17 protein-coding genes and 1 tRNA gene are annotated in these 18,231 nt (G+C 72.2%); 8 read left to right on the plus strand and 10 right to left on the minus strand.

The genetic code is table 11. The annotated features are described in order from the left end of the window. Positions 1–269: 269 nt before the first annotated feature. On the minus strand, positions 270–1,319 hold the full coding sequence (locus tag ACZ51I_RS26150; protein ID WP_468880261.1) for an LLM class F420-dependent oxidoreductase: 1,050 nt from the start codon (positions 1,317–1,319) through the stop codon (positions 270–272). A gap of 128 nt (positions 1,320–1,447) precedes the next feature. On the opposite strand from ACZ51I_RS26150, the gene ACZ51I_RS26155 reads away from it, so the two are divergent. Continuing rightward, positions 1,448–2,425, plus strand: coding sequence for an aldo/keto reductase (locus tag ACZ51I_RS26155; protein ID WP_468880263.1), 978 nt, complete (start codon positions 1,448–1,450; stop codon positions 2,423–2,425). Continuing rightward, positions 2,422–4,752 carry a helix-hairpin-helix domain-containing protein gene (locus tag ACZ51I_RS26160; RefSeq protein ID WP_468880266.1) on the plus strand — a complete coding sequence of 777 codons (2,331 nt, stop codon included), beginning with the start codon at positions 2,422–2,424 and terminating at the stop codon, positions 4,750–4,752. The genes ACZ51I_RS26155 and ACZ51I_RS26160 overlap by 4 nt, the downstream gene beginning before the upstream one ends. A 69-nt stretch (positions 4,753–4,821) precedes the next feature. On the opposite strand, the gene ACZ51I_RS26165 is transcribed toward ACZ51I_RS26160, so the two are convergent. After that, on the minus strand, positions 4,822–5,475 hold the full coding sequence (locus tag ACZ51I_RS26165; protein WP_468880268.1) for a hypothetical protein: 654 nt from the start codon (positions 5,473–5,475) through the stop codon (positions 4,822–4,824). 47 nt (positions 5,476–5,522) lie between these two features. On the opposite strand from ACZ51I_RS26165, the gene ACZ51I_RS26170 reads away from it, so the two are divergent. Beyond that, a complete protein-coding gene (locus ACZ51I_RS26170; RefSeq protein ID WP_468880270.1) occupies positions 5,523–5,711 on the plus strand; it encodes a DUF5703 family protein in 189 nt (62 codons plus the stop codon). 72 nt (positions 5,712–5,783) lie between these two features. On the opposite strand, the gene ACZ51I_RS26175 is transcribed toward ACZ51I_RS26170, so the two are convergent. The 3 genes from ACZ51I_RS26175 to ACZ51I_RS26185 form a co-directional block, all read right to left on the minus strand. Further along, entirely contained in the window at positions 5,784–6,587 is an 804-nt protein-coding gene (locus ACZ51I_RS26175) for a chaplin (protein WP_468880272.1), read from the minus strand. A gap of 139 nt (positions 6,588–6,726) precedes the next feature. After that, a complete protein-coding gene (locus ACZ51I_RS26180) occupies positions 6,727–6,960 on the minus strand; it encodes a chaplin (protein WP_468880274.1) in 234 nt (77 codons plus the stop codon). 128 nt (positions 6,961–7,088) lie between these two features. Then, positions 7,089–8,414 carry a M20/M25/M40 family metallo-hydrolase gene (locus ACZ51I_RS26185; RefSeq protein ID WP_468880276.1) on the minus strand — a complete coding sequence of 442 codons (1,326 nt, stop codon included), beginning with the start codon at positions 8,412–8,414 and terminating at the stop codon, positions 7,089–7,091. 207 nt (positions 8,415–8,621) lie between these two features. On the opposite strand from ACZ51I_RS26185, the gene ACZ51I_RS26190 reads away from it, so the two are divergent. Both ACZ51I_RS26190 and ACZ51I_RS26195 read left to right on the plus strand, forming a co-directional pair. After that, a tRNA-Leu gene (locus ACZ51I_RS26190) sits at positions 8,622–8,709 on the plus strand. Positions 8,710–8,762: 53 nt separating this feature from the next. Continuing rightward, a complete protein-coding gene (locus ACZ51I_RS26195) occupies positions 8,763–9,689 on the plus strand; it encodes a pseudouridine synthase (RefSeq protein WP_468880279.1) in 927 nt (308 codons plus the stop codon). Here ACZ51I_RS26195 and ACZ51I_RS26200 read toward each other — a convergent pair. The 4 genes from ACZ51I_RS26200 to ACZ51I_RS26215 all read right to left on the minus strand — a co-directional run bounded on the left by ACZ51I_RS26200 (position 9,673) and on the right by ACZ51I_RS26215 (position 13,848). Continuing rightward, positions 9,673–10,302 carry an MBL fold metallo-hydrolase gene (locus ACZ51I_RS26200; protein ID WP_468880282.1) on the minus strand — a complete coding sequence of 210 codons (630 nt, stop codon included), beginning with the start codon at positions 10,300–10,302 and terminating at the stop codon, positions 9,673–9,675. The genes ACZ51I_RS26195 and ACZ51I_RS26200 overlap by 17 nt on opposite strands. Further along, positions 10,302–11,387, minus strand: coding sequence for an S-(hydroxymethyl)mycothiol dehydrogenase (locus tag ACZ51I_RS26205; protein ID WP_468880284.1), 1,086 nt, complete (start codon positions 11,385–11,387; stop codon positions 10,302–10,304). Before ACZ51I_RS26205 ends, ACZ51I_RS26200 begins: the two co-directional genes overlap by 1 nt. Positions 11,388–11,510: 123 nt before the next feature. After that, positions 11,511–12,971: an amino acid permease gene (locus tag ACZ51I_RS26210; RefSeq protein WP_468880287.1), complete on the minus strand. Its 1,461-nt coding sequence runs from the start codon at positions 12,969–12,971 to the stop codon at positions 11,511–11,513. Positions 12,972–13,146: 175 nt separating this feature from the next. After that, the gene (locus ACZ51I_RS26215) at positions 13,147–13,848 is read right to left on the minus strand and encodes a FadR/GntR family transcriptional regulator (RefSeq protein ID WP_041128413.1); all 702 of its coding nucleotides are present in this window, start codon (positions 13,846–13,848) and stop codon (positions 13,147–13,149) included. Positions 13,849–14,003: 155 nt separating this feature from the next. On the opposite strand from ACZ51I_RS26215, the gene ACZ51I_RS26220 reads away from it, so the two are divergent. Genes ACZ51I_RS26220 through ACZ51I_RS26230 form a run of 3 tightly spaced genes read left to right on the plus strand, consistent with a single transcriptional unit; the run spans position 14,004 to position 16,490 of the window. Further along, positions 14,004–14,528, plus strand: a complete 525-nt coding sequence (locus tag ACZ51I_RS26220; protein ID WP_468880290.1) for a gluconokinase — start codon at positions 14,004–14,006, stop codon at positions 14,526–14,528. A 59-nt stretch (positions 14,529–14,587) separates the two neighbouring features. Then, positions 14,588–15,985, plus strand: a complete 1,398-nt coding sequence (locus tag ACZ51I_RS26225; protein WP_468880291.1) for a GntT/GntP/DsdX family permease — start codon at positions 14,588–14,590, stop codon at positions 15,983–15,985. 49 nt (positions 15,986–16,034) lie between these two features. Next, the gene (locus ACZ51I_RS26230) at positions 16,035–16,490 is read left to right on the plus strand and encodes an ASCH domain-containing protein (RefSeq protein ID WP_468880294.1); all 456 of its coding nucleotides are present in this window, start codon (positions 16,035–16,037) and stop codon (positions 16,488–16,490) included. Positions 16,491–16,548: 58 nt separating this feature from the next. Here the strand turns inward: ACZ51I_RS26230 and ACZ51I_RS26235 are convergent, their stop codons facing one another. Further along, positions 16,549–18,204, minus strand: coding sequence for an FAD-binding dehydrogenase (locus tag ACZ51I_RS26235; protein WP_468880297.1), 1,656 nt, complete (start codon positions 18,202–18,204; stop codon positions 16,549–16,551). Positions 18,205–18,231 lie beyond the last annotated feature (27 nt).

The raw sequence follows: 18,231 nt of genomic DNA on the forward strand, positions 1-18,231 counted from the left end.
CGTGGCGGGGAAGACCCCCGAGCCCCCACCACGGCCGCAGGAATTCCTGGGGGTGTCTTGCCGACGAGCCCGGCGTGATCGACGAGACACCTTTAGGGCGTGTTTCGAAAGTGGCGTCGTCCGCCCGGAGGGCGGGCGCGGCGGTGTCTGGTGCGTGCGATCGCAAGGCGGAGGGTCGCCCTCGTACTGGGCGTACGAGGGCGATCCCGACAACGCGGCGAGCGGGCGTGCCAGGCGCCGCCGCGCAGACGGGACTTTCGAAACACGCCCTAGGCCAGTCCGGCCCGCTCCATCGCGTCGACGCCCGCCCGCAGGGCCGCCACCCGCTCGTCCAGGGTGAAGCCGGCCGGGGCGAGGGTGAGGGTGGTGACCCCGGCCTCCGCGTAGGCCGTCATCCGCTCGGCGATCCGCTCGACGGAGCCGAGCAGCGTGGTCTGGTCGATGAGGGAGTGGGGCACGGCGGCCGCGGCCCCGGTCTTGTCGCCCGCCAGGTACTTGTCCTGGATCTCGGCGGCCTCCTTCTCGTACCCCATGCGCTGGGCGAGCTGGTTGTAGAAGTTCTGCTTGCGGCTGCCCATGCCGCCGACGTACAGCGCGGTGTACGGGCGGAACACGTCGGCCAGTGCGTTCACGTCGTCGCCGAGGGCGAGCGGCAGGGTGGGACAGACGTCGAAGCCGTCCATGGTCAGACCGGCCTTCTCGCGGCCCGCGCGCAGGTGCCGGAGCGCGGTCTCCTCCAGGTGCTCGGCGGAGGGAAAGATCAGCAGGGCGCCGTCGGCGATCTCACCGGTCTGCTCCAGGTTCTTCGGACCGATCGCGGCGATGTAGAGCGGGATGTGCTCGCGCTGCGGGTGGACGGTGAGCTTGATGGGCTTGCCGGGACCGTCGGGGAGCGGCAGGGTCCAGTGCTCTCCGTCGTAGCTGAGCCGCTCCCGGGTCATGGCCTTGCGGACGATCTCTACGTACTCGCGGGTCCGGGCGAGCGGCTTGTCGAACTTCACGCCGTACCAGCCCTCGGAGACCTGCGGTCCGGAGACGCCGAGGCCGAGGCGGAAGCGGCCGCCGGTGAGCGAGTCGAGGGTGGCCGCGGTCATCGCCGTCATGGCGGGCTGGCGGGCCGGGATCTGCATGATCGCGGAGCCGACGTCGATCCGCTCGGTCTTCGCCGCGACCCAGGCGAGGACGGTGGGGGCGTCGGAGCCGTAGGCCTCGGCGGCCCAGCAGACGTCGTAGCCGAGGCGGTCCGCCTCCTGGGCGACGGCGAGGTTGTCGCCGTCCATGCCGGCGCCCCAGTAGCCGAGGTTGATGCCGAGCCGCATTCCACGCACCCCTTACCCATCGGTAACGTCTCTGTGGGCCGGACTCTAGCGCGCGTGCGTGTCTCCCGTCAGGACACGGTTGTCCACAGGCTCTCTCCGCGTGGTGCCCTGGCCAGTAATCTCGCGCCATGGAGCAGAGGCATCTCGGACGGACCGGCCTGCGTGTGTCGCGCATCGGACTCGGCACCCTCACCTGGGGCCGGGACACCGACGAGCACGACGCCGCCGAGCAGTTGAAGGCGTTCTGGGACGCGGGCGGCACCCTCGTGGACACCGCCGACGTGTACGGCGGGGGCGAGGCGGAGTATCTGCTCGGGCGCCTGATGGAGCGCCTGGTGCCCCGTCAGGAGCTCGTCCTGTCGACGAAGGCGGGCAGCGTCCCGGACCCCGACCGGCGCACGGACGGCTCGCGCGGGCATCTGCTCGCCGCGCTCGACGCCTCCCTCGCGCGCCTGGGCACCGACCACGTGGATCTGTGGCTGCTGCACGCCTTCGATCCGTACACGCCCCTGGAGGAGTCGCTCCAGGCCCTCGACATCGCCGTACGCAGCGGCCGGGCGCGGTACGCGGGCGTGGCCAACTTCTGCGGCTGGCAGCTCGCCAAGGCCGGCACCTGGCAGCTCGGCGGCGACCGGACCCGGCTCGCGGGCGCGCAGCTCGAGTACTCGCTGCTCCAGCGGGGCGTCGAGCGGGAGGTACTGCCGGCCGCGCGGGACCTCGGCATAGGCCTGCTGCCCTCCTCGCCGCTGGGACGCGGGGTCCTGACGGGGAAGTACCGCAGCGGCACGCCGACGGACTCGCGGGGCGCCTCCGAGACGATGGCGCCCTTCGTGGAGCCGTACCTGGACGAGGCGGCGAGCCGGATCGTGGACGCGGTGGCGACGGCGGCCGAGGGGCTCGCGACGACCCCGCTCCACGTGGCGCTGGCCTGGGTCCGGGACCGGCCCGGGGTGACCGCGCCGATCGTCGGCGCGCGCACGTCGCGGCAGCTCGCGACCGCGCTGTCAGTGGAGGCCCTTAGTCTTCCTGACGAGATCTGTCGGGCGCTGGACGATGTGTCGGCGCCCGTGCACCGCTATCCGGATCACGACTGGAGCACCTTGTGACCGAGCCTTCCGGGGAGACCGCGCCCGAGGCCGTGAAGCCCGCCGAGCACCTGCGGGAGGAGTCTTCCGGGACCCCCGCCTCGGGGCCCGCCGCGGCCGAGAGCCGGGATTCCGCCGAGGAGCCGCCGACCGGGCCGGGGACGCCCGTGGAAGCGGACGCGGCAGAGGGGCCGGGTTCGGCCGACGGACCGGACGCGGCCGGCGAAGAGCCGGGTGGCCCCGCTTCGGCGGGCGAGCCGGACGGGTCGGACGGGGCTGGTCCGGGCGGAGAGGCGCGCACCGCCGAAGAGGCCGAGGGCGCCGCGAAGCCGGAGGCCGGTGAAGGGGGCGACGCGGCCGGGTTGAGCGCCGCCCAGGCCGAGCTGGCCGCCCAGCAGGAGCTGCGGGCCAGGATCGAGGCCCGGAAGGCCGAGAAGGGCGGCCCGGTGGCGAGCGGCGCCAAGCTGAGCGGCACCGCGGCCGACCTCCTCGCGGCCGTCCGGGCCGTCGAGGGCGGCGCCGCCACGGGCTCCGCGTTCTACGAGGCACCCGAGCCCGCGCCCCGCCGTCCCGCCGCCGAGACGGCCCCGACGGTGACCGTGCGGCCCCCCGCTCCCGAGCGGCCCGCGGCTCCGGCGCCGGGCATCACGGCCGCCGTCCGCGAGGTCCTCGCCGAGGGCGGCGCTCCGGAGACGCTGGCCGGCCAGGTCGCCGCCGAGCTCGGCGAGGGCGCGGCCACGGCGCTGCGCGAGGACCCCTGGCAGCTGCTCGCGGTGCCCGGGGTCCGGCCCGAGCAGGCCGACGGTTTCGCGCGGGCGCTGCTCGGCCCCGCCTGCGGCCCCGGTGACCCGCGCCGCGCGGTCGCCCTGACCGTGTGGCTCCTGGAGCGGGCCGCCCTCCAGGGGCACACGGCCCTGGAGATCCAGACCGTGCGCGCCGGACTCGCCCGGCACGCGGTGCCCGATCCTGAGCAGGCGGTCGAGGCGGCGGTCTCCGAGGGCGCGGTCCTCGTCTTCCAGGAGGAGGAGCCGGCGCAGGAGCCCGAGGGCGACGAGGATGCCGAGGACGCCGAGGACATCCAGGAGGCGGCCGCCACCACGGAGCAGGAGCCGGCCGCTCCCGTGCTCCTCGGGCTCGACCGGTACGCGCTGGCGGAGGAGAGCCTCGCGGACGGTCTGGCCCGGCTCGTCAGGACGGCGACGGCCGACGCCTGGGAGGGCAGCGAGCTGGAGCGCGCCGTCGGGGCGCACGGCCTCGTCCTGCACACCGGCGGAGAGGCCTCGCGCGCCGAGCCGGTGGCGCTCGCCGCCGCGGCCCGTGACCGCGGGCTGCGGACCCTGGTGGCCGTCCACGCGGACGGCGGGCGCCAGGCGCTCGGCGCGGCCGGGGCGGAGGCCGTGACGGTCGCCGCCCTGCTCTCCGGCGCGGCCGGTCCGGGCCGGGACGAGCACGGCGCCTTCGCCCTGGATCTGCTCGTGGTCCTCGACGCGCCCCAGCTGGACGTGGAGACGGGCGCGCTGCTCGTCGAGTCGCTTCCGGACGGCTGCCGGCTGGTGCTGAGCGGCGATCCGGAGGTGCTCGGGGCGCCGGGGGCGGGCCGGGTCTTCGCGGACGTGCTCGCGGCCCGGGTCTGTCCCCGGATCGCCTCCCGGGTCCCCGATCCGGGACCGCTCGGCGAGCTGGTGTCGGGCATCGGCGTCGGCGAGCTGAACCAGGTCGAGGCCCCCGGCAAGGAGGTCGTGATCGTCCCGGTGCGGGACGCGGGCGAGGCCGTGCACCGTACGGTCCAGCTGGTGGCGGACTCGGTGCCCCGGGCGATCGGGGTGCCGTCCGAGCAGACGCAGGTCGTCACGGTGGGCCACGGCGGTTCCGCCGGTACGCGTGCGCTGAACGCCGCCCTGAAGCAGCGGCTCAACCCCGGGCCCGGCCGGTTCGGCGGCTTCGACCCCGGTGACCGCGTCGCGTACGCGCCCGCGCCGCGGCGCACGGTGACGGGCACGGTCCTCGCGGCGGACGCCGAGGGGCTGCGGCTGCGCTGCGGGGACGACGAGCTGCTCGTGCCGAAGGAGCGGGTGGAGTCGGCGCTGCGGCACGGCTGGGCGCTCACCGCGCACCAGGCGGCCGGGACGCGCTGGCCCGCGGTGGTCGTGGTGCTGCCGGGGGACGCGGCGGGCGGCCTGAGCCGGCCGTGGGTGTACACGGCCTTCGGCCGGGCGGAGCGCCACCTGTCGGTCGTGCACGGCGTGGACCAGGCACTGCCCCGCGCGGTGTCCGAGGGCCTGGCCCCGGAGCGCACGACGCGCCTACGGCCGCTCCTGGAGGCCCTGCTGGCCGCCGACGAGGAGTAGGGCGGCGGGACCAAACGGAGGGCCGGGGACGTCCTGCGCGATGTCCCCCGGCCCTCACTCCCCGTCTCGTCAGGCGTCCGCGCCGGGCGTCGCGGGCTCTTCCTCGTCCTCCTCCTCGTCGAAGACGGAGCTCACGTCGAAACGGCAGACGATCCGCTCGGGATCGGCGTGGTCGAAGGGGGCGGCCAGCCACTCCCCCGGTTCCGGGAGTTCCTCGGCGGCAGTGACCCAGAGCGTGGAGTCCCCCTCCTCCAGGCCGAACTCCTTGTGCCGGGAGGCGATCTCGTCCGGTTCGTACTCCCCGAAGAGCACGCCGAGCGCGGCGAGCGGCGAGACGCCGGCCCTGGCCGCCGCGCCGGTGTCCGCGTCGCCGTCGAGCTCGGCGAGGCGCCGGGCCTGGGCGAGCAGGCGTTGTGGTTCCGCCACGGCGTAGTCGCGGCGGATCAGGAGGCTGAGGGCGTGAGGTTCGTCAGGTCCGGCGTACGGCGGCAGTTTGCCGTCGGGTCCGGGGATCTCGAAGGGGGTGACCTCGTCGTAGCGGTCGTAGAGGAGTTCGTCGTACGTCTCGGCGGCCGCGGCGAGAGCGTTGAAGGCCTCGTAGACGGCCGTGTCGTCGTCTCCCGTGCGGCGTTCGACCGCCGCGAGGTGACGGTCCAGTGCGGCTTTGACCGCCTCGGCGGCGGCGCGTACCTCGGCAGCGGTGGGCTGCGCAGCATCAGACATGGGACAGACGCTATCCGTACCGGGCCGGTGCCCGCACAATAGATGCGATGGCGGAATACGAATTTGTCGATGTGTACGTGCCGCGCGGTGTCTCCCGCAAGGAGGCGACGCGGCTGCTGACCGACCATGCCGAGTACGGACACTGGGAGTTGGACCGTCTGAGCCTGCACCGGGACGGGAGCCGGAGAGTGCGGCTGAAGCGGCGGATCATCCGCCAGGTCCGGGCGACCTGGTAGCGAGAACCGGCCGACGAGAAGGGGCCCCGCGGTGTGCGGGGCCCCTTGTGCGTGGTGCGTGACCGCGGCGGCTCAGGCGGCGCTGCGGGCGCGGCGGTAGATCAGCGAGCCGGCGAGCAGCAGCCCGGCGCCCGCGGGGACGATCACGCCGAGCGGACCGGCACCGGTCTCGGCGAGTTCCTCGACGGCCCGCGGCGGAGTGACGACCTGCGCACCCGGAGTGTTCGGCCCCACTTCGCCGCCGGGAGTGCCCGGGGTACCCGGGTGGCCGGGAGTTCCAGGCGTTCCGGGCGTGCCCGGGTGACCGGGGGTTCCAGGGTTACCGGGGTGCCCAGGAGTGCCGGGGTTGCCCGGGGTTCCAGGGTTACCAGGGTTGCCGGGGTTGCCCGGGTTCCCGGGGTTGCCGGGGTTCCCGGGGTTGCCGGGGTTGCCCGGCTCCTCCTCGCCGTACCCCGTGTCCTCATCGTTCGCGCAGTCGTTGCCCATGACCGCGTTGCCCAGGCCGGCGCCTGTGACGTTGTTGCCGCACACGTTCACCGGCACGTCGACGGGGGCCTGGACGTTGTTGCCGGAGCCCACTCCCGAGGAGTTGCTCGTGTGTCCGCCGACGGAGGAGCCGCCACCGGACGGCGACGTGTTGGCGCACCTGTTGCCGAAGGCCGGATTCAGCACTCCGACGACGTTGACGGTGTTTCCGCAGAGGTTCACCGGGACGTGCACCGGGGCCTGAACGGTATTTCCGGACGCGATGCCCGAGGAATTCATGGCCGTACCGCTCGCGCCGGAATCGGCGTGCGCGTAGCCGCCGCCGACGGCGGCGAAAACGCCTCCCGCGGCCGCGACGGTGATGAGGCCCTTGCGCGTGACCTGTCGCATAGCTTGTTCCCTGCCTGCTCGGCTTCGAAAGAGTGCCACCGGGCGGACGGCCCGGGGCGGAAATGGCCACCGGCCCCGGAGTGCATGGCACGCACTCCAGGGCCGGCCCGGCTCACACCCTCACGGGCGAGGCACAACGTCAGGCGTTGATGCAGGTGTTGCCGAAGGCGGGGTTCATCAGGCCGGCCACGGAGACCGTGTTGCCGCACAGGTTCACGGGGATGTGAAGCGGCACCTGGACGACGTTGCCCGTGAGCACGCCGGTGTTGGCGAAAGCGGCACCCTGGGCACCCGCGTCGGCGGCGGCCATGCCCGCGCCCGCGAGAACGAGACCGCCGGTGGCAGCCGCGGCAGCGACGACCTTCTTGATCATTGTTCCTCCTAGTTGGCAATGCGGCCCCAGCCGCGGACCGCACCACCTGTAACGAGGGGGAATGATGGGGGCTACGAGCACCCGAGTCCATTCACTCTTTCCGGTCACGTGCAAACACGCGGACGAATTCAGCAGGCGTCGAGGAAGCGGTCCAGGACACGGACGCCGAACCTGAGGCCGTCCACCGGGACCCGCTCGTCCACGCCGTGGAACATGCCGGCGAAGTCCAGCTCCGGCGGCAGCTGGAGCGGGGCGAAGCCGAAGCAGCGGATCCCGAGGTCGTCGAAGGACTTGGCGTCGGTGCCGCCGGAGAGCATGTACGGAACGGCGCGGGCGATCGGGTCCTCGGCGCGCAGCGCCAGCTGCATGGCGTCCACCAGGGCGCCGTCGAAGCTGGTCTCCAGAGCCTTGTCGCCGTGCACGTCCTCGCGCTTCACGCGGGGTCCCAGGATCCGGTCGAGGTCGGCCAGGAACTCCTGCTCGTACCCGGGCAGGAAGCGGCCGTCGACGTGCGCCGTGGCCTGGCCGGGGATCACGTTCACCTTGTATCCGGCGCCGAGCATGGTGGGGGCGGCCGAGTTCCGCAGGGTGGCGCCGACCATCTTGGCGATGCCGCCGAGCTTGGCGAGGGTGCCGTCCATGTCCTCGGGGTCGAGCGGGGTGCCGAGGGCGTCGGAGAGCTCGTCCAGGAAGGACCGCACGGTCTTGGTGACCCTCACCGGCCACTGGTGGCGGCCCAGGCGGCCGACGGCCTCGCACAGCTCCGTGATGGCGTTGTCGTCGTTGGTCATGGAGCCGTGACCGGCCGTGCCCTCGACGGTCAGCCGCATCCAGTGCATGCCCTTCTGGGCCGTCTCGACCAGGTAGAGCCGCAGGTTCTCGTTGACGGTGAAGGAGAAGCCGCCGACCTCGCCGATCGCCTCCGTGACCCCGTCGAAGAGGTCGCGGTGCTTGTCGACCAGGTGCCGGGCGCCGTACGTGCCGCCGGCCTCCTCGTCGGCGAGGAAGGCGAGGACGATGTCGCGCGGGGGCTTGCGGCCGGTGCGCAGCCGGTCCCGGACGACCGCGAGGGTCATCGCGTCCATGTCCTTCATGTCGACGGCCCCGCGGCCCCAGACGCAGCCGTCGGCGATCTCGCCGGAGAAGGGGTGATGGGTCCAGTCCTCGGCGTTGGCCGGGACGACGTCCGTGTGGCCGTGGATGAGCAGGGCCGGCCGCGAGGGGTCCTCGCCCTCGATCCGGGCGACGGTGGAGGCCCGCCCCTTGTGCGACTCGATGATCTTCGGCTCGAGCCCGACCTCCGCGAGCTTCTCGGCGACGTACTCGGCCGCCGCCCGCTCTCCCGGGCCCGAGTGGTCGCCGTAGTTGCTGGTGTCGATGCGGATGAGGTCGCGACAGAGGTCCACGACCTCCTCCTCGCCGCTGACGCTCCGGCCCGTGTTCGACTCGCTCACGCTGCTTCCTCCCACTACGTGCCCCACGTGATGACTGGTGGTCGCCCCCATCCTCCCGCGTGGGCCCCTCGGGGCCCAAGGGCGCCCGTCGGCCGACATGCGGCTGTCACATGACAGGGGCCGGACGGGGCGGTGATCGGCCACTCCGAATGTTTGCTATGGTTTTCCTCGTCGGAAGGGCCGAGCAGCCCGAAAGACAGACACCTTGTCCGGGTGGCGGAATGGCAGACGCGCTAGCTTGAGGTGCTAGTGCCCTTTATCGGGCGTGGGGGTTCAAGTCCCCCCTCGGACACCAGCGGAAGGCCCCACATGATGTGGGGCCTTTCTTGTTCCCAGCGGTAGGACCCGGTGCGACGCAGAACGAAGGCTCCCTCTTCCCCGCTCCCCCAGCGGTACGGGATCGATCCCGTGCGGGTGCGGTTGCCGGAGGACCCCGAAGGGGCCTGGAAGACCGTCCGGGAGTACCTGGTCGAGCGGTACGGGGCCGCCGTCGGGGCCGGGCGGGTCGAGGGGATGGTGCGGGAGGGGCGTTTCGTCGGGTCCGACGGCCCCGTGGGCGCGGACGAGCCGTACACCGCGGGGCGGTACCTCTGGTTCCACCGGGACTTTCCCGCCGAGACGGTCGTGCCCTTCGCGGTCGGCGTCGTGCACCGGGACGAGCGGATCGTGGTCGTGGACAAGCCGCACTTCCTCGCGACGATGCCCCGGGGGCGGCATGTGACGGAGACCGCGCTCGCCCGGCTCCGGCGTGACCTGGGGCTCGCGCACCTCCAGCCCGCGCACCGGCTGGACCGGCTGACGGCCGGGCTCGTGCTCTTCGTCGTACGGCCTGAGGACCGGGGCGCGTACCAGACGCTGTTCCGGGATCGCGCCGTGCGCAAGGAGTACGAGGCGGTGGCGCCGTACGACCCGGCGGTGGCACTGCCGGTGACCGTGCGGAGCCGGATCGAGAAGGAGCGTGGGGTGATGGCCGCCCGGGAGGTGCCGGGCGAGCCGAACGCGGAGAGCCGGGTGGAGCTCCTCGGGCACGCGGGAGGGCTCGGGCGGTACCGGCTGGTGCCCGTGACCGGGCGGACCCATCAGCTGCGGGTGCACATGAACGGCCTGGGGCTGCCGATCCTCGACGATCCGGTCTATCCGGTGGTGCGCGAGGACGGGCCGGAGGACTTCGCGCGTCCGCTGCGACTGCTCGCGCGGAGGCTGGAGTTCACCGACCCGTTCACGGGTGACGCCAGGAGGTTCGAGAGCCGGCTGCGGCTCAGTGGCCCCTGTTGATCCACTCCTGGAGGTGCGGGGCCTCGGCCCCGATCGTGGTGGTGTCGCCGTGGCCGGTGCGGACGACCGTCTCCGGCGGCAGGGTGAGGAGCTTCTCGCGGATCGAGCCGACGATCGTCGGGAAGTCCGAGTAGGACCGTCCGGTCGCGCCGGGGCCGCCCTGGAAGAGGGTGTCGCCGGTGAAGACCGTACCCAGGTCGGGGGCGTACAGGGAGACCGCTCCGGGGGCGTGCCCGGGGGTGTGGAGGACCGTGAGGTCCGTGCCGGCGATGGTGAGGACCTGGCCGTCGGCGAGTTCGCCGTCGGGGCTGTGGTCGGGGTGGGTGAGCTTCCACAGCGGCTGGTCGGCCGGGTGGAGCAGGATGCGGGCCCCGGTGGCGGCCGCGAGGGCCGGGGCGGCGTCGATGTGGTCGTCGTGGGCGTGGGTGCAGACGATGGCGCGCAGGGCGCGGCCGTCGAGCGCCGCGAGGATCGCCCCGGCGTCGTGGGCGGCGTCGATGACGAGGGCCTCGGTGTCGTCGCCGACGATCCAGACGTTGTTGTCGACGTCCCAGGTGCCGCCGTCGAGGCTGAAGGTGCCGGAGGTGACGAGGTGGTCGATGCGGGCGGCCATCAGAGGACCACCACCGAGCGGAGGACGTCGCCCTCGTGCATGCGGGCGAAGGCCTTCTCGACGTCGCCGAGGCCGATGGTCTCGGTGACGAAGGCGGCGAGGTCGATGCGGCCCTGCTGGTGCAGGTCGATGAGCATCGGGAAGTCGCGGGACGGCAGACAGTCCCCGTACCAGGAGGACTTGAGCGAGCCGCCGCGGCCGAAGACGTCGAGGAGCGGGAGTTCGAGCTTCATCTCGGGGCTGGGGACGCCGACGAGGACGACGGTGCCGGCGAGGTCACGGGCGTAGAAGGCCTGTTCGTACGTCTCGGGGCGGCCGACGGCCTCGATGACGACGTCCGCGCCGAAGCCGCCGGTGAGATCGCGGATCGCCTCGACCGCGTCGGTGGCGAGGGAGTTGACCGTGTGGGTGGCGCCCATCTCGCGGGCCTTGTCCAGCTTCCGGTCGTCGATGTCGACGGCGATGATCTTCGCGGCTCCGGCGAGGCGGGAGCCGACGACCGCCGCGTCGCCGACGCCGCCGCAGCCGATGACGGCGACGGTGTCGCCGCGGCCCACGTTCCCGGTGTTGATCGCGGCGCCGATGCCGGCCATCACACCGCAGCCGAGGAGGCCCGCGACCTCGGGGGCGACGGCCGGGTCGACCTTGGTGCACTGGCCGGCGGCGACGAGGGTCTTCTCGGCGAAGGCGCCGATGCCGAGGGCCGGGGAGAGCTCCGTGCCGTCGAGCAGGGTCATCCTCTGCTTCGCGTTGTGGGTGGCGAAGCAGTACCAGGGGCGGCCGCGCGTACAGGCTCGGCAGGTGCCGCAGACGGCACGCCAGTTGAGGATCACGAAGTCGCCGGGGGTCACGTCGGTGACGCCCTCGCCGACGGACTCGACGATTCCGGCGGCCTCGTGGCCGAGCAGGAAGGGGAACTCGTCGTTGATCGCGCCCTGTTTGTAGTGGAGATCGGTGTGGCAGACGCCGCAGGCCTGGATCTTCACGACGGCCTCGCCGGGGCCGGGGTCGGGGATCACGATGGTCTCGACGCGTACCGGTTGGTTCCTGCCGGGGGCGATGACCCCCTGGACGTGCTGCGGCATCGCGAACTTCCCTTCCTCCGACCGGATCTTGTAAGGCTCTTGCGTACCACTATCTCCTGACAAAAGGCGAGACCCCCGCAGGCCGTGCCTGCGGGGGTCTCGCCGTCTCCCGTGGGGGGAGGCTCAGACCTGGGACGTCGCGGAGGTGGTGCGGACCCGGCGGCGGACCAGGAACCAGCCTCCGACGAGCGCCGCCGCGATGAGCGGCAGACAGGCGACGGTGGTGCGGCCGACGCCGCCGTCCATCCACATGAGGACGAGCACGGAGGCGAGGAAGCCCAGGGTCACGATCTGGGTGTACGGGGCCCAGGGCAGGTTGTAGCCGGGGCGGGTGACCTTGCCCTCCTTGGCGCTGCGCCAGAAGAGCAGCGAGCAGACCATGATCATGGCCCAGGTGCCGATGATGCCGATCGAGGCGAAGTTGAGGACCAGCTCGAAGGCCTCGCCGGGCATGACGTAGTTGAGGGCCACGCCGAGGATGCCGAAGCCGGCGGTGAGCAGGATGCCGCCGTAGGGGACGCCGCCCTTGTTCATGACGCCGGTGAACTTGGGCGCGGAGCCCGCGAGCGACATGGAGCGCAGGATGCGGCCGGTGGAGTAGAGGCCCGAGTTGAGGCTGGAGAGGGCGGCGGTGAGGACGACGAGGTTCATGACGCCGGCGGCGCCCGGGATGCCGAGCTTGTCGAAGACGGTGACGAAGGGGCTCTGGTCGCCGGAGTACGCGGTGTACGGGAGGATCAGCGCGAGCAGGACCACGGAGCCGACGTAGAAGAGGCCCACGCGCCACATGATCGAGTTGATCGCCTTCGGCATGATCTTCTCGGGGTTCTCGGTCTCGCCGGCGGCGACGCCGCAGAGCTCGACGGACGCGTAGGCGAAGACGACGCCCTGGATGAGCAGCAGCATCGGCATCATGCCGTTGGGGAAGATGCCGCCGTTGTCGGTGATGTTGGCGAGGCCCGGGGTGTGGCCGCCGACGTCGTGCGAGGTGACGACGAGGAAGATGCCGACGAGCATGAAGGCGACCAGGGCGGCGACCTTGATGATCGCGAACCAGAACTCCATCTCGCCGAAGTACTTCACGGAGATGAGGTTGGCGGCGAGGACGACTGCGAGGGCGATCAGGGCGAGGACCCACTGCGGGACGTCGCTGAACATGGCCCAGAAGTGGGCGTAGGTGGCGGCCGCGGTGATGTCGGCGACGGCGGTGGTCGACCAGTTGAGGAAGTACAGCCAGCCGGCCGTGTAGGCGCCCTTCTCGCCCATGAACTCACGGGCGTAGGAGACGAAGGCGCCGGACGAGGGGCGGTAGAGCACCAGCTCGCCGAGGGCGCGCACCACGAAGAAGGCGAAGACACCGCAGACGGCGTACGCGATGAAGAGGGACGGGCCCGCCTGGGACATGCGGCCGCCGGCGCCGAGGAAGAGGCCGGTGCCGATGGCGCCGCCGATGGCGATCATGTTGATGTGCCGGGACTTGAGGTCCTTGCGGTATCCGGCGTCGCCTGCGTCGACGTGGGGGACGGCGGCCGGGTTCGCCGGTGCGGCGGACAGCGGCTCGGCCGCGGTGACGCGGTCAGTCATGGAGGTGTTCGCCTTCGTGAGGGGGGAGGTGCGGTGCCCGGCCGCACCTGGTGGGGGGTCTCCCCGGCACGGCCAGCGCACATCCTCATGGCAACAGCGCCCGACTGACTGTGGCGCATGTCACTGAACGCCCATATTTGAGCTAGTTCAGAGCTTCACGCGCGCGTGAGGGTCCCTACGGGGCGAGGACGTCCAGTTCCTGGAGGGCGCCGACCGCGATCTGGCGGGTGAGCTCCTCGGCGCGGGCCGCGTCCCGCTCCCGTACGGCCTCGGCGACCTGGACGTGGAGGGTGACGGCGGCGGGGTCGGGGTCCTCGAACATCACGTGGTGGTGGGTGCGGCCGGTGAGGACCTCGGCGACGACGTCGCCGAGGCGGGCGAACATCTCGTTGCCGGAGGCGTTGAGCACGACCCGGTGGAAGGCGATGTCGTGGACGAGGTACTCCTCCAGGCGACGGCCGCGTGAGGTGGCGACCATGCCGAGGGCCTGTTCGGTGAGCTCGCGGCACTGCTCCGGGGTGGCGTTCAGGGCGGCCAGGCCGGCGGCGACGGGTTCGACGGCCGAGCGGAGCACGGTGAGCGAGCGGAGCTGGCGGGGGCGGTCGGCGCCGGCGAGCCGCCAGCGGATGACCTGGGGGTCGTACACGTTCCAGCTGGCCGTGGGGAGCACCGTGACGCCGACGCGGCGGCGGGACTCGACGAGGTGCATGGACTCCAGGACCCGGACGACCTCGCGGACGACGGTCCGGGAGACGTCGAAGCGCTGGGCGAGCTCGTCGGTGCGCAGCACGGTGCCCGGCGGGTACTCCCCGGCGGTGATCGCCAGACCCAGGGTGGCCAGGACGTGTGAGTGGAGCCCCTGGGCCGGTGTCGTCATGGTGATCAGCCTATGCGCGGGCGTCCCGGCGATCCCAGCTGGAACTAAAAGTACGACTTTTATGTCACAGCCCCTTGAATACGTCGTACCCAATGGGTTTCATGAGCGCGACGGATTCATCGAATCGATGTCGAAGAAGACAGCGAGGCACCCCCATGAGCACCACCCCCCTCTCCGCTCCCCCGGTCGTCGTCGTGATGGGCGTCGCCGGGACCGGCAAGACCACCATCGGTCCGCTGGTCGCGGAGGCGCTCGGCCTGCCGTACGCCGAGGGCGACGACTTCCACCCGCCGGCCAACGTCGCCAAGATGTCCGCCGGCGTCCCGCTGGACGACGCGGACCGGGGGCCCTGGCTCGACGCCATCGGGGAGTGGGCCCACGGCCGGGCCGGACGCGGCGGGGTCGTGAGCAGCTCGGCGCTCAAGCGGGTCTACCGGGACCGGCTGCGTGCCGCCGCTCCCGGCGTCGTCTTCCTGCATCTGACCGGTGACCGGGAGCTGATCGAGGCGCGGATGGCCGCGCGCAAGGGCCATTTCATGCCCGCCGCGCTCCTCGACTCCCAGTTCGCCACCCTGCAGCCGCTGCAGGACGACGAGGCCGGCGTCGCCGTCGACGTCTCCGGCACCCCGGAGGAGATCACCGCCCGCGCCGTCGCCGCCCTGCGCGGCCTGGCCGGCTGACCTCCCCCGTACCCACGCACCGCCCCCGTCCCCCACCTGCCCGTACGAAGGACACCACCGTGACCAGTCTCAGCGTCGAGATCCTGGCAGCGGACGCCGCCGAACCGATCACCTCGGCCGGCAACGCCCAGCTCGGGATCGCCGTGCTCGCCGGCATCGCCGTCATCGTCCTGCTCATCACCAGGTTCAAGCTGCACGCGTTCCTGGCGCTGACCATCGGCTCGCTGGCGCTCGGCGCCTTCGCGGGCGCCCCGCTCGCGGACACCGTCAAGTCGTTCAGCACCGGACTCGGCAACACCGTGGCCGGTGTGGGCGTGCTCATCGCGCTCGGCGCGATCCTCGGCAAGCTCCTCGCCGACTCCGGCGGCGCCGACCAGATCGTCGACACGATCCTGGCGAGGACCGGCAAGCGGGCCATGCCGTGGGCGATGGTCCTGATCGCCTCCGTCATCGGCCTGCCGCTCTTCTTCGAGGTCGGCATCGTGCTGCTGATCCCGGTGGTGCTCATGGTCGCCAAGCGCGGCAACTACTCGCTGATGCGGATCGGCATCCCCGCCCTGGCCGGTCTGTCCGTGATGCACGGCCTCATCCCGCCGCACCCCGGCCCGCTCGTCGCGATCGACGCGGTCGGCGCCAACCTGGGCGTGACCCTCGCGCTCGGGCTCGTCGTCGCCATACCGACGGTGATCATCGCCGGTCCGGTCTTCTCCAGGTACGCCGCCCGCTGGGTGGACATCCAGGCCCCGGAGAAGATGATCCCCGCGCGTCCCTCCGAGGACCTGGAGAAGCGCCCCGGCTTCGGCGTCACCGTCGCGACCATCCTGCTGCCGGTCGTCCTGATGCTGGTCAAGGCGCTCGTCGACATCGTGGTGGACGACCCCGAGAGCGGCGTGCAGAAGGTCACCGACGTGATCGGCTCCCCGCTGATCGCTCTGCTCGCGGCCGTCATGGTCGGGATGTTCACGCTGGGCCGCGCGGCCGGCTTCACCAAGGAGCGGCTGAACTCGACCGTCGAGAAGTCCCTCGCTCCCATCGCCGGCATCCTGCTGATCGTCGGCGCGGGCGGCGGCTTCAAGCAGACCCTGATCGACCTCGGCGTCGGCCAGATGATCCTCGACCTCTCCAAGAGCTGGTCGATCCCGGCCCTGCTGCTCGCCTGGCTGATCGCGGTCGCGATCCGGCTCGCGACCGGCTCGGCCACCGTCGCGACGATCTCGGCGGCCGGCCTGGTGGCCCCGCTCGCCGAGGGCATGTCGACCGGTGAGGTGTCGCTGCTCGTCCTCGCCATCGGTGCCGGTTCGCTCTTCTTCAGCCACGTCAACGACGCCGGGTTCTGGCTGGTGAAGGAGTACTTCGGCATGAGCGTCGGCCAGACGATCAAGACCTGGTCGGTGATGGAGACGATCATCTCGGTCGTCGGCATCGGCTTCGTGCTGCTGCTCTCACTTGTGCTGTAGCGCCGGGGATCAGCGGTGAGGGCCGGTCGTGGCTGACAGACTGTCGGCCATGACCGGCCCTCACGCGCTCAAGCCCCTGCTCCTCGCCTTCCCCGGTCTGCTCCGGGACCGGCTCGTCGCCGCCGTCCTCTCCGGCGAGAAGGTCGCCACGACCGGGCTCCTCGTGGAGTACGAGGTCGAGAACGAGGAGCTGCCCGAGGCGGGCGAACGCTCGGCGCTGATCGACTCGGACGGCCGCGAGGTCGCGGTGGTCGAGGTGACGGAGGTCCGGATCCTGCCCCTCGGCGAGGCGGACCTGCGCCTCGCCCTCGACGAGGGCGAGGGGTACCGGTCGGTCGCGGAGTGGCGCGAGGCCCACGAGCGCTTCTGGCACAGCGAGGAGATGCGGGAGGGGCTCGGGGACCCGGACTTCACCGTGGACGACGGGACGATGCTGGTGGTGGAGCGGTTCCGGGTGGTGGAGCGGTTTCCGGTGGTGGACGCGGCCTCCCCGATCGTCGGCTGACCGGCGAGGCCGCCGCCTGCTGACCGCCGAGTCCGTCAGCGGGCCGTCGAGCCCGCCGTCAGCCGACCGCCCTCGCCGCCGCCCGGCCGGCCGCGCGGCCCGAGAAGACGCAGCCGCCGAGGAAGGTGCCTTCGAGGGAGCGGTAGCCGTGGACTCCGCCGCCGCCGAAGCCCGCCGCCTCCCCCGCCGCGTACACGCCCTCCAGAGGCGCGCCGCTCTCCGTCAGGACGCGTGAGTCGAGGTCCGTCTCCAGGCCGCCCAGGGACTTGCGGGTGAGGATGTTGAGGCGTACGGCGATCAGCGGGCCCGCCTTCGGATCGAGGATGCGGTGCGGCGCCGCCGTACGGATCAGCTTGTCGCCCAGGTACTTGCGGGCGCCCCGGATCGCCGTGACCTGGAGATCCTTGGTGAACGGGTTCGCGATCTCGCGGTCGCGCGCGGTGATCTCGCGGCGCAGGGCGGCCTCGTCGATCAGCGGTTCGCCGGTGAGCGCGTTCATGCCCCGGACGAGCGCGGAGAGGTCCTTCTCGACGACGAAGTCGACGCCGTTGTCCATGAAGGCCTGGACGGGTGCCGGGACGTCGGCGCGGGCGCGGCCGAGGACGTCACGGACGGACTTGCCGGTGAGGTCGGGGTTCTGTTCGGAGCCGGAAAGGGCGAACTCCTTGCCGATGATGCGCTTGTCGAGGACGAACCACGTGTGGTCGTGGCCGGTCCGCGTGATGTGTTCGAGGGTGCCGAGGGTGTCGAAGCCGGGGAAGAGCGGGACGGGCAGCCGCTTGCCGGTCGCGTCCAGCCAGAGACTGGAGGGGCCGGGCAGGATGCGGATGCCGTGCCGGGCCCAGATGGGGTTCCAGTTCTCGATGCCCTCGGTGTAGTGCCACATCCGGTCACGGTTGATGTGGTGGGCGCCGGCCTTCTCGGCGATGCCGAGCATGAGCCCGTCGACGTGGGCGGGGACGCCGGAGAGCAGTTTGGCGGGCGGGGTGCCGAGCCGGGCCGGCCACTGGGCGCGGACGAGGTCGTGGTTTCCGCCGATGCCGCCCGAGGTGACGATCACGGCCTGGGCCCGGAGTTCGAAGGTGCCCGTGACCTCGCGGCTCGACGCGGTGCCGCGCGCGGCCGTGGAGGGGGCGAGGATCTCGCCGGAGACGGTGTCGACGGCTCCGGCGGTGCGGCCGAGTCCGGTGACGCGGTGGCGGAAGCGGAGGTCGACGAGGCCGCGGGCGGCGCCTTCGCGGACCTTGCGCTCGAAGGGGGCGACGAGGCCGGGGCCGGTGCCCCAGGTGATGTGGAAGCGGGGTACGGAGTTGCCGTGGCCGTTCGCGTCGTAGCCGCCGCGCTCGGCCCAGCCGACGACGGGGAAGAAGCGCACCCCCCGCGCGTGGAGCCAGGCGCGCTTCTCGCCGGCGGCGAAGTCGACGTACGCCTCGGCCCACTTCCTCGGCCAGTGGTCCTCGGCGCGGTCGAAGCCGGCGGTGCCGAACCAGTCCTGGAGGGCCAGGGCGTGGCTGTCCTTGACGCGCATCCTGCGCTGTTCGGGCGAGTCGACGAGGAACAGCCCGCCGAAGGACCAGTGGGCCTGACCGCCGAGGGACTGCCCGGGTTCCTGGTCGAGGAGGATCACGGAGCGGCCGGCGTCGACCAGCTCGGCGGTGGCGGCGAGGCCGGCGAGGCCCGCCCCGATCACGATCACATCAGCGTCATAGGACATGGATCGCATCTTGGATACACGAATGTA

It is taken from the genome of Streptomyces sp. NPDC034084 (genome assembly GCF_055575535.1).

Excerpts from the sequence above, each read along its gene's own strand:
- ACZ51I_RS26230 (WP_468880294.1), top strand. The coding sequence starts at position 16,035 with ATGACCGGCCCTCACGCGCTCAAGCCCCTGCTCCTCGCCTTCCCCGGT.
- ACZ51I_RS26215 (WP_041128413.1), bottom strand. The coding sequence starts at position 13,848 with ATGACGACACCGGCCCAGGGGCTCCACTCACACGTCCTGGCCACCCTG.
- ACZ51I_RS26180 (WP_468880274.1), bottom strand. The coding sequence starts at position 6,960 with ATGATCAAGAAGGTCGTCGCTGCCGCGGCTGCCACCGGCGGTCTCGTT.
- ACZ51I_RS26170 (WP_468880270.1), top strand. The coding sequence starts at position 5,523 with ATGGCGGAATACGAATTTGTCGATGTGTACGTGCCGCGCGGTGTCTCC.
- ACZ51I_RS26150 (WP_468880261.1), bottom strand. The coding sequence starts at position 1,319 with ATGCGGCTCGGCATCAACCTCGGCTACTGGGGCGCCGGCATGGACGGC.
- ACZ51I_RS26205 (WP_468880284.1), bottom strand. The coding sequence starts at position 11,387 with ATGCCGCAGCACGTCCAGGGGGTCATCGCCCCCGGCAGGAACCAACCG.
- ACZ51I_RS26165 (WP_468880268.1), bottom strand. The coding sequence starts at position 5,475 with ATGTCTGATGCTGCGCAGCCCACCGCTGCCGAGGTACGCGCCGCCGCC.
- ACZ51I_RS26235 (WP_468880297.1), bottom strand. The coding sequence starts at position 18,204 with ATGTCCTATGACGCTGATGTGATCGTGATCGGGGCGGGCCTCGCCGGC.
- ACZ51I_RS26175 (WP_468880272.1), bottom strand. The coding sequence starts at position 6,587 with ATGCGACAGGTCACGCGCAAGGGCCTCATCACCGTCGCGGCCGCGGGA.
- ACZ51I_RS26210 (WP_468880287.1), bottom strand. The coding sequence starts at position 12,971 with ATGACTGACCGCGTCACCGCGGCCGAGCCGCTGTCCGCCGCACCGGCG.
- ACZ51I_RS26220 (WP_468880290.1), top strand. The coding sequence starts at position 14,004 with ATGAGCACCACCCCCCTCTCCGCTCCCCCGGTCGTCGTCGTGATGGGC.
- ACZ51I_RS26155 (WP_468880263.1), top strand. The coding sequence starts at position 1,448 with ATGGAGCAGAGGCATCTCGGACGGACCGGCCTGCGTGTGTCGCGCATC.
- ACZ51I_RS26200 (WP_468880282.1), bottom strand. The coding sequence starts at position 10,302 with ATGGCCGCCCGCATCGACCACCTCGTCACCTCCGGCACCTTCAGCCTC.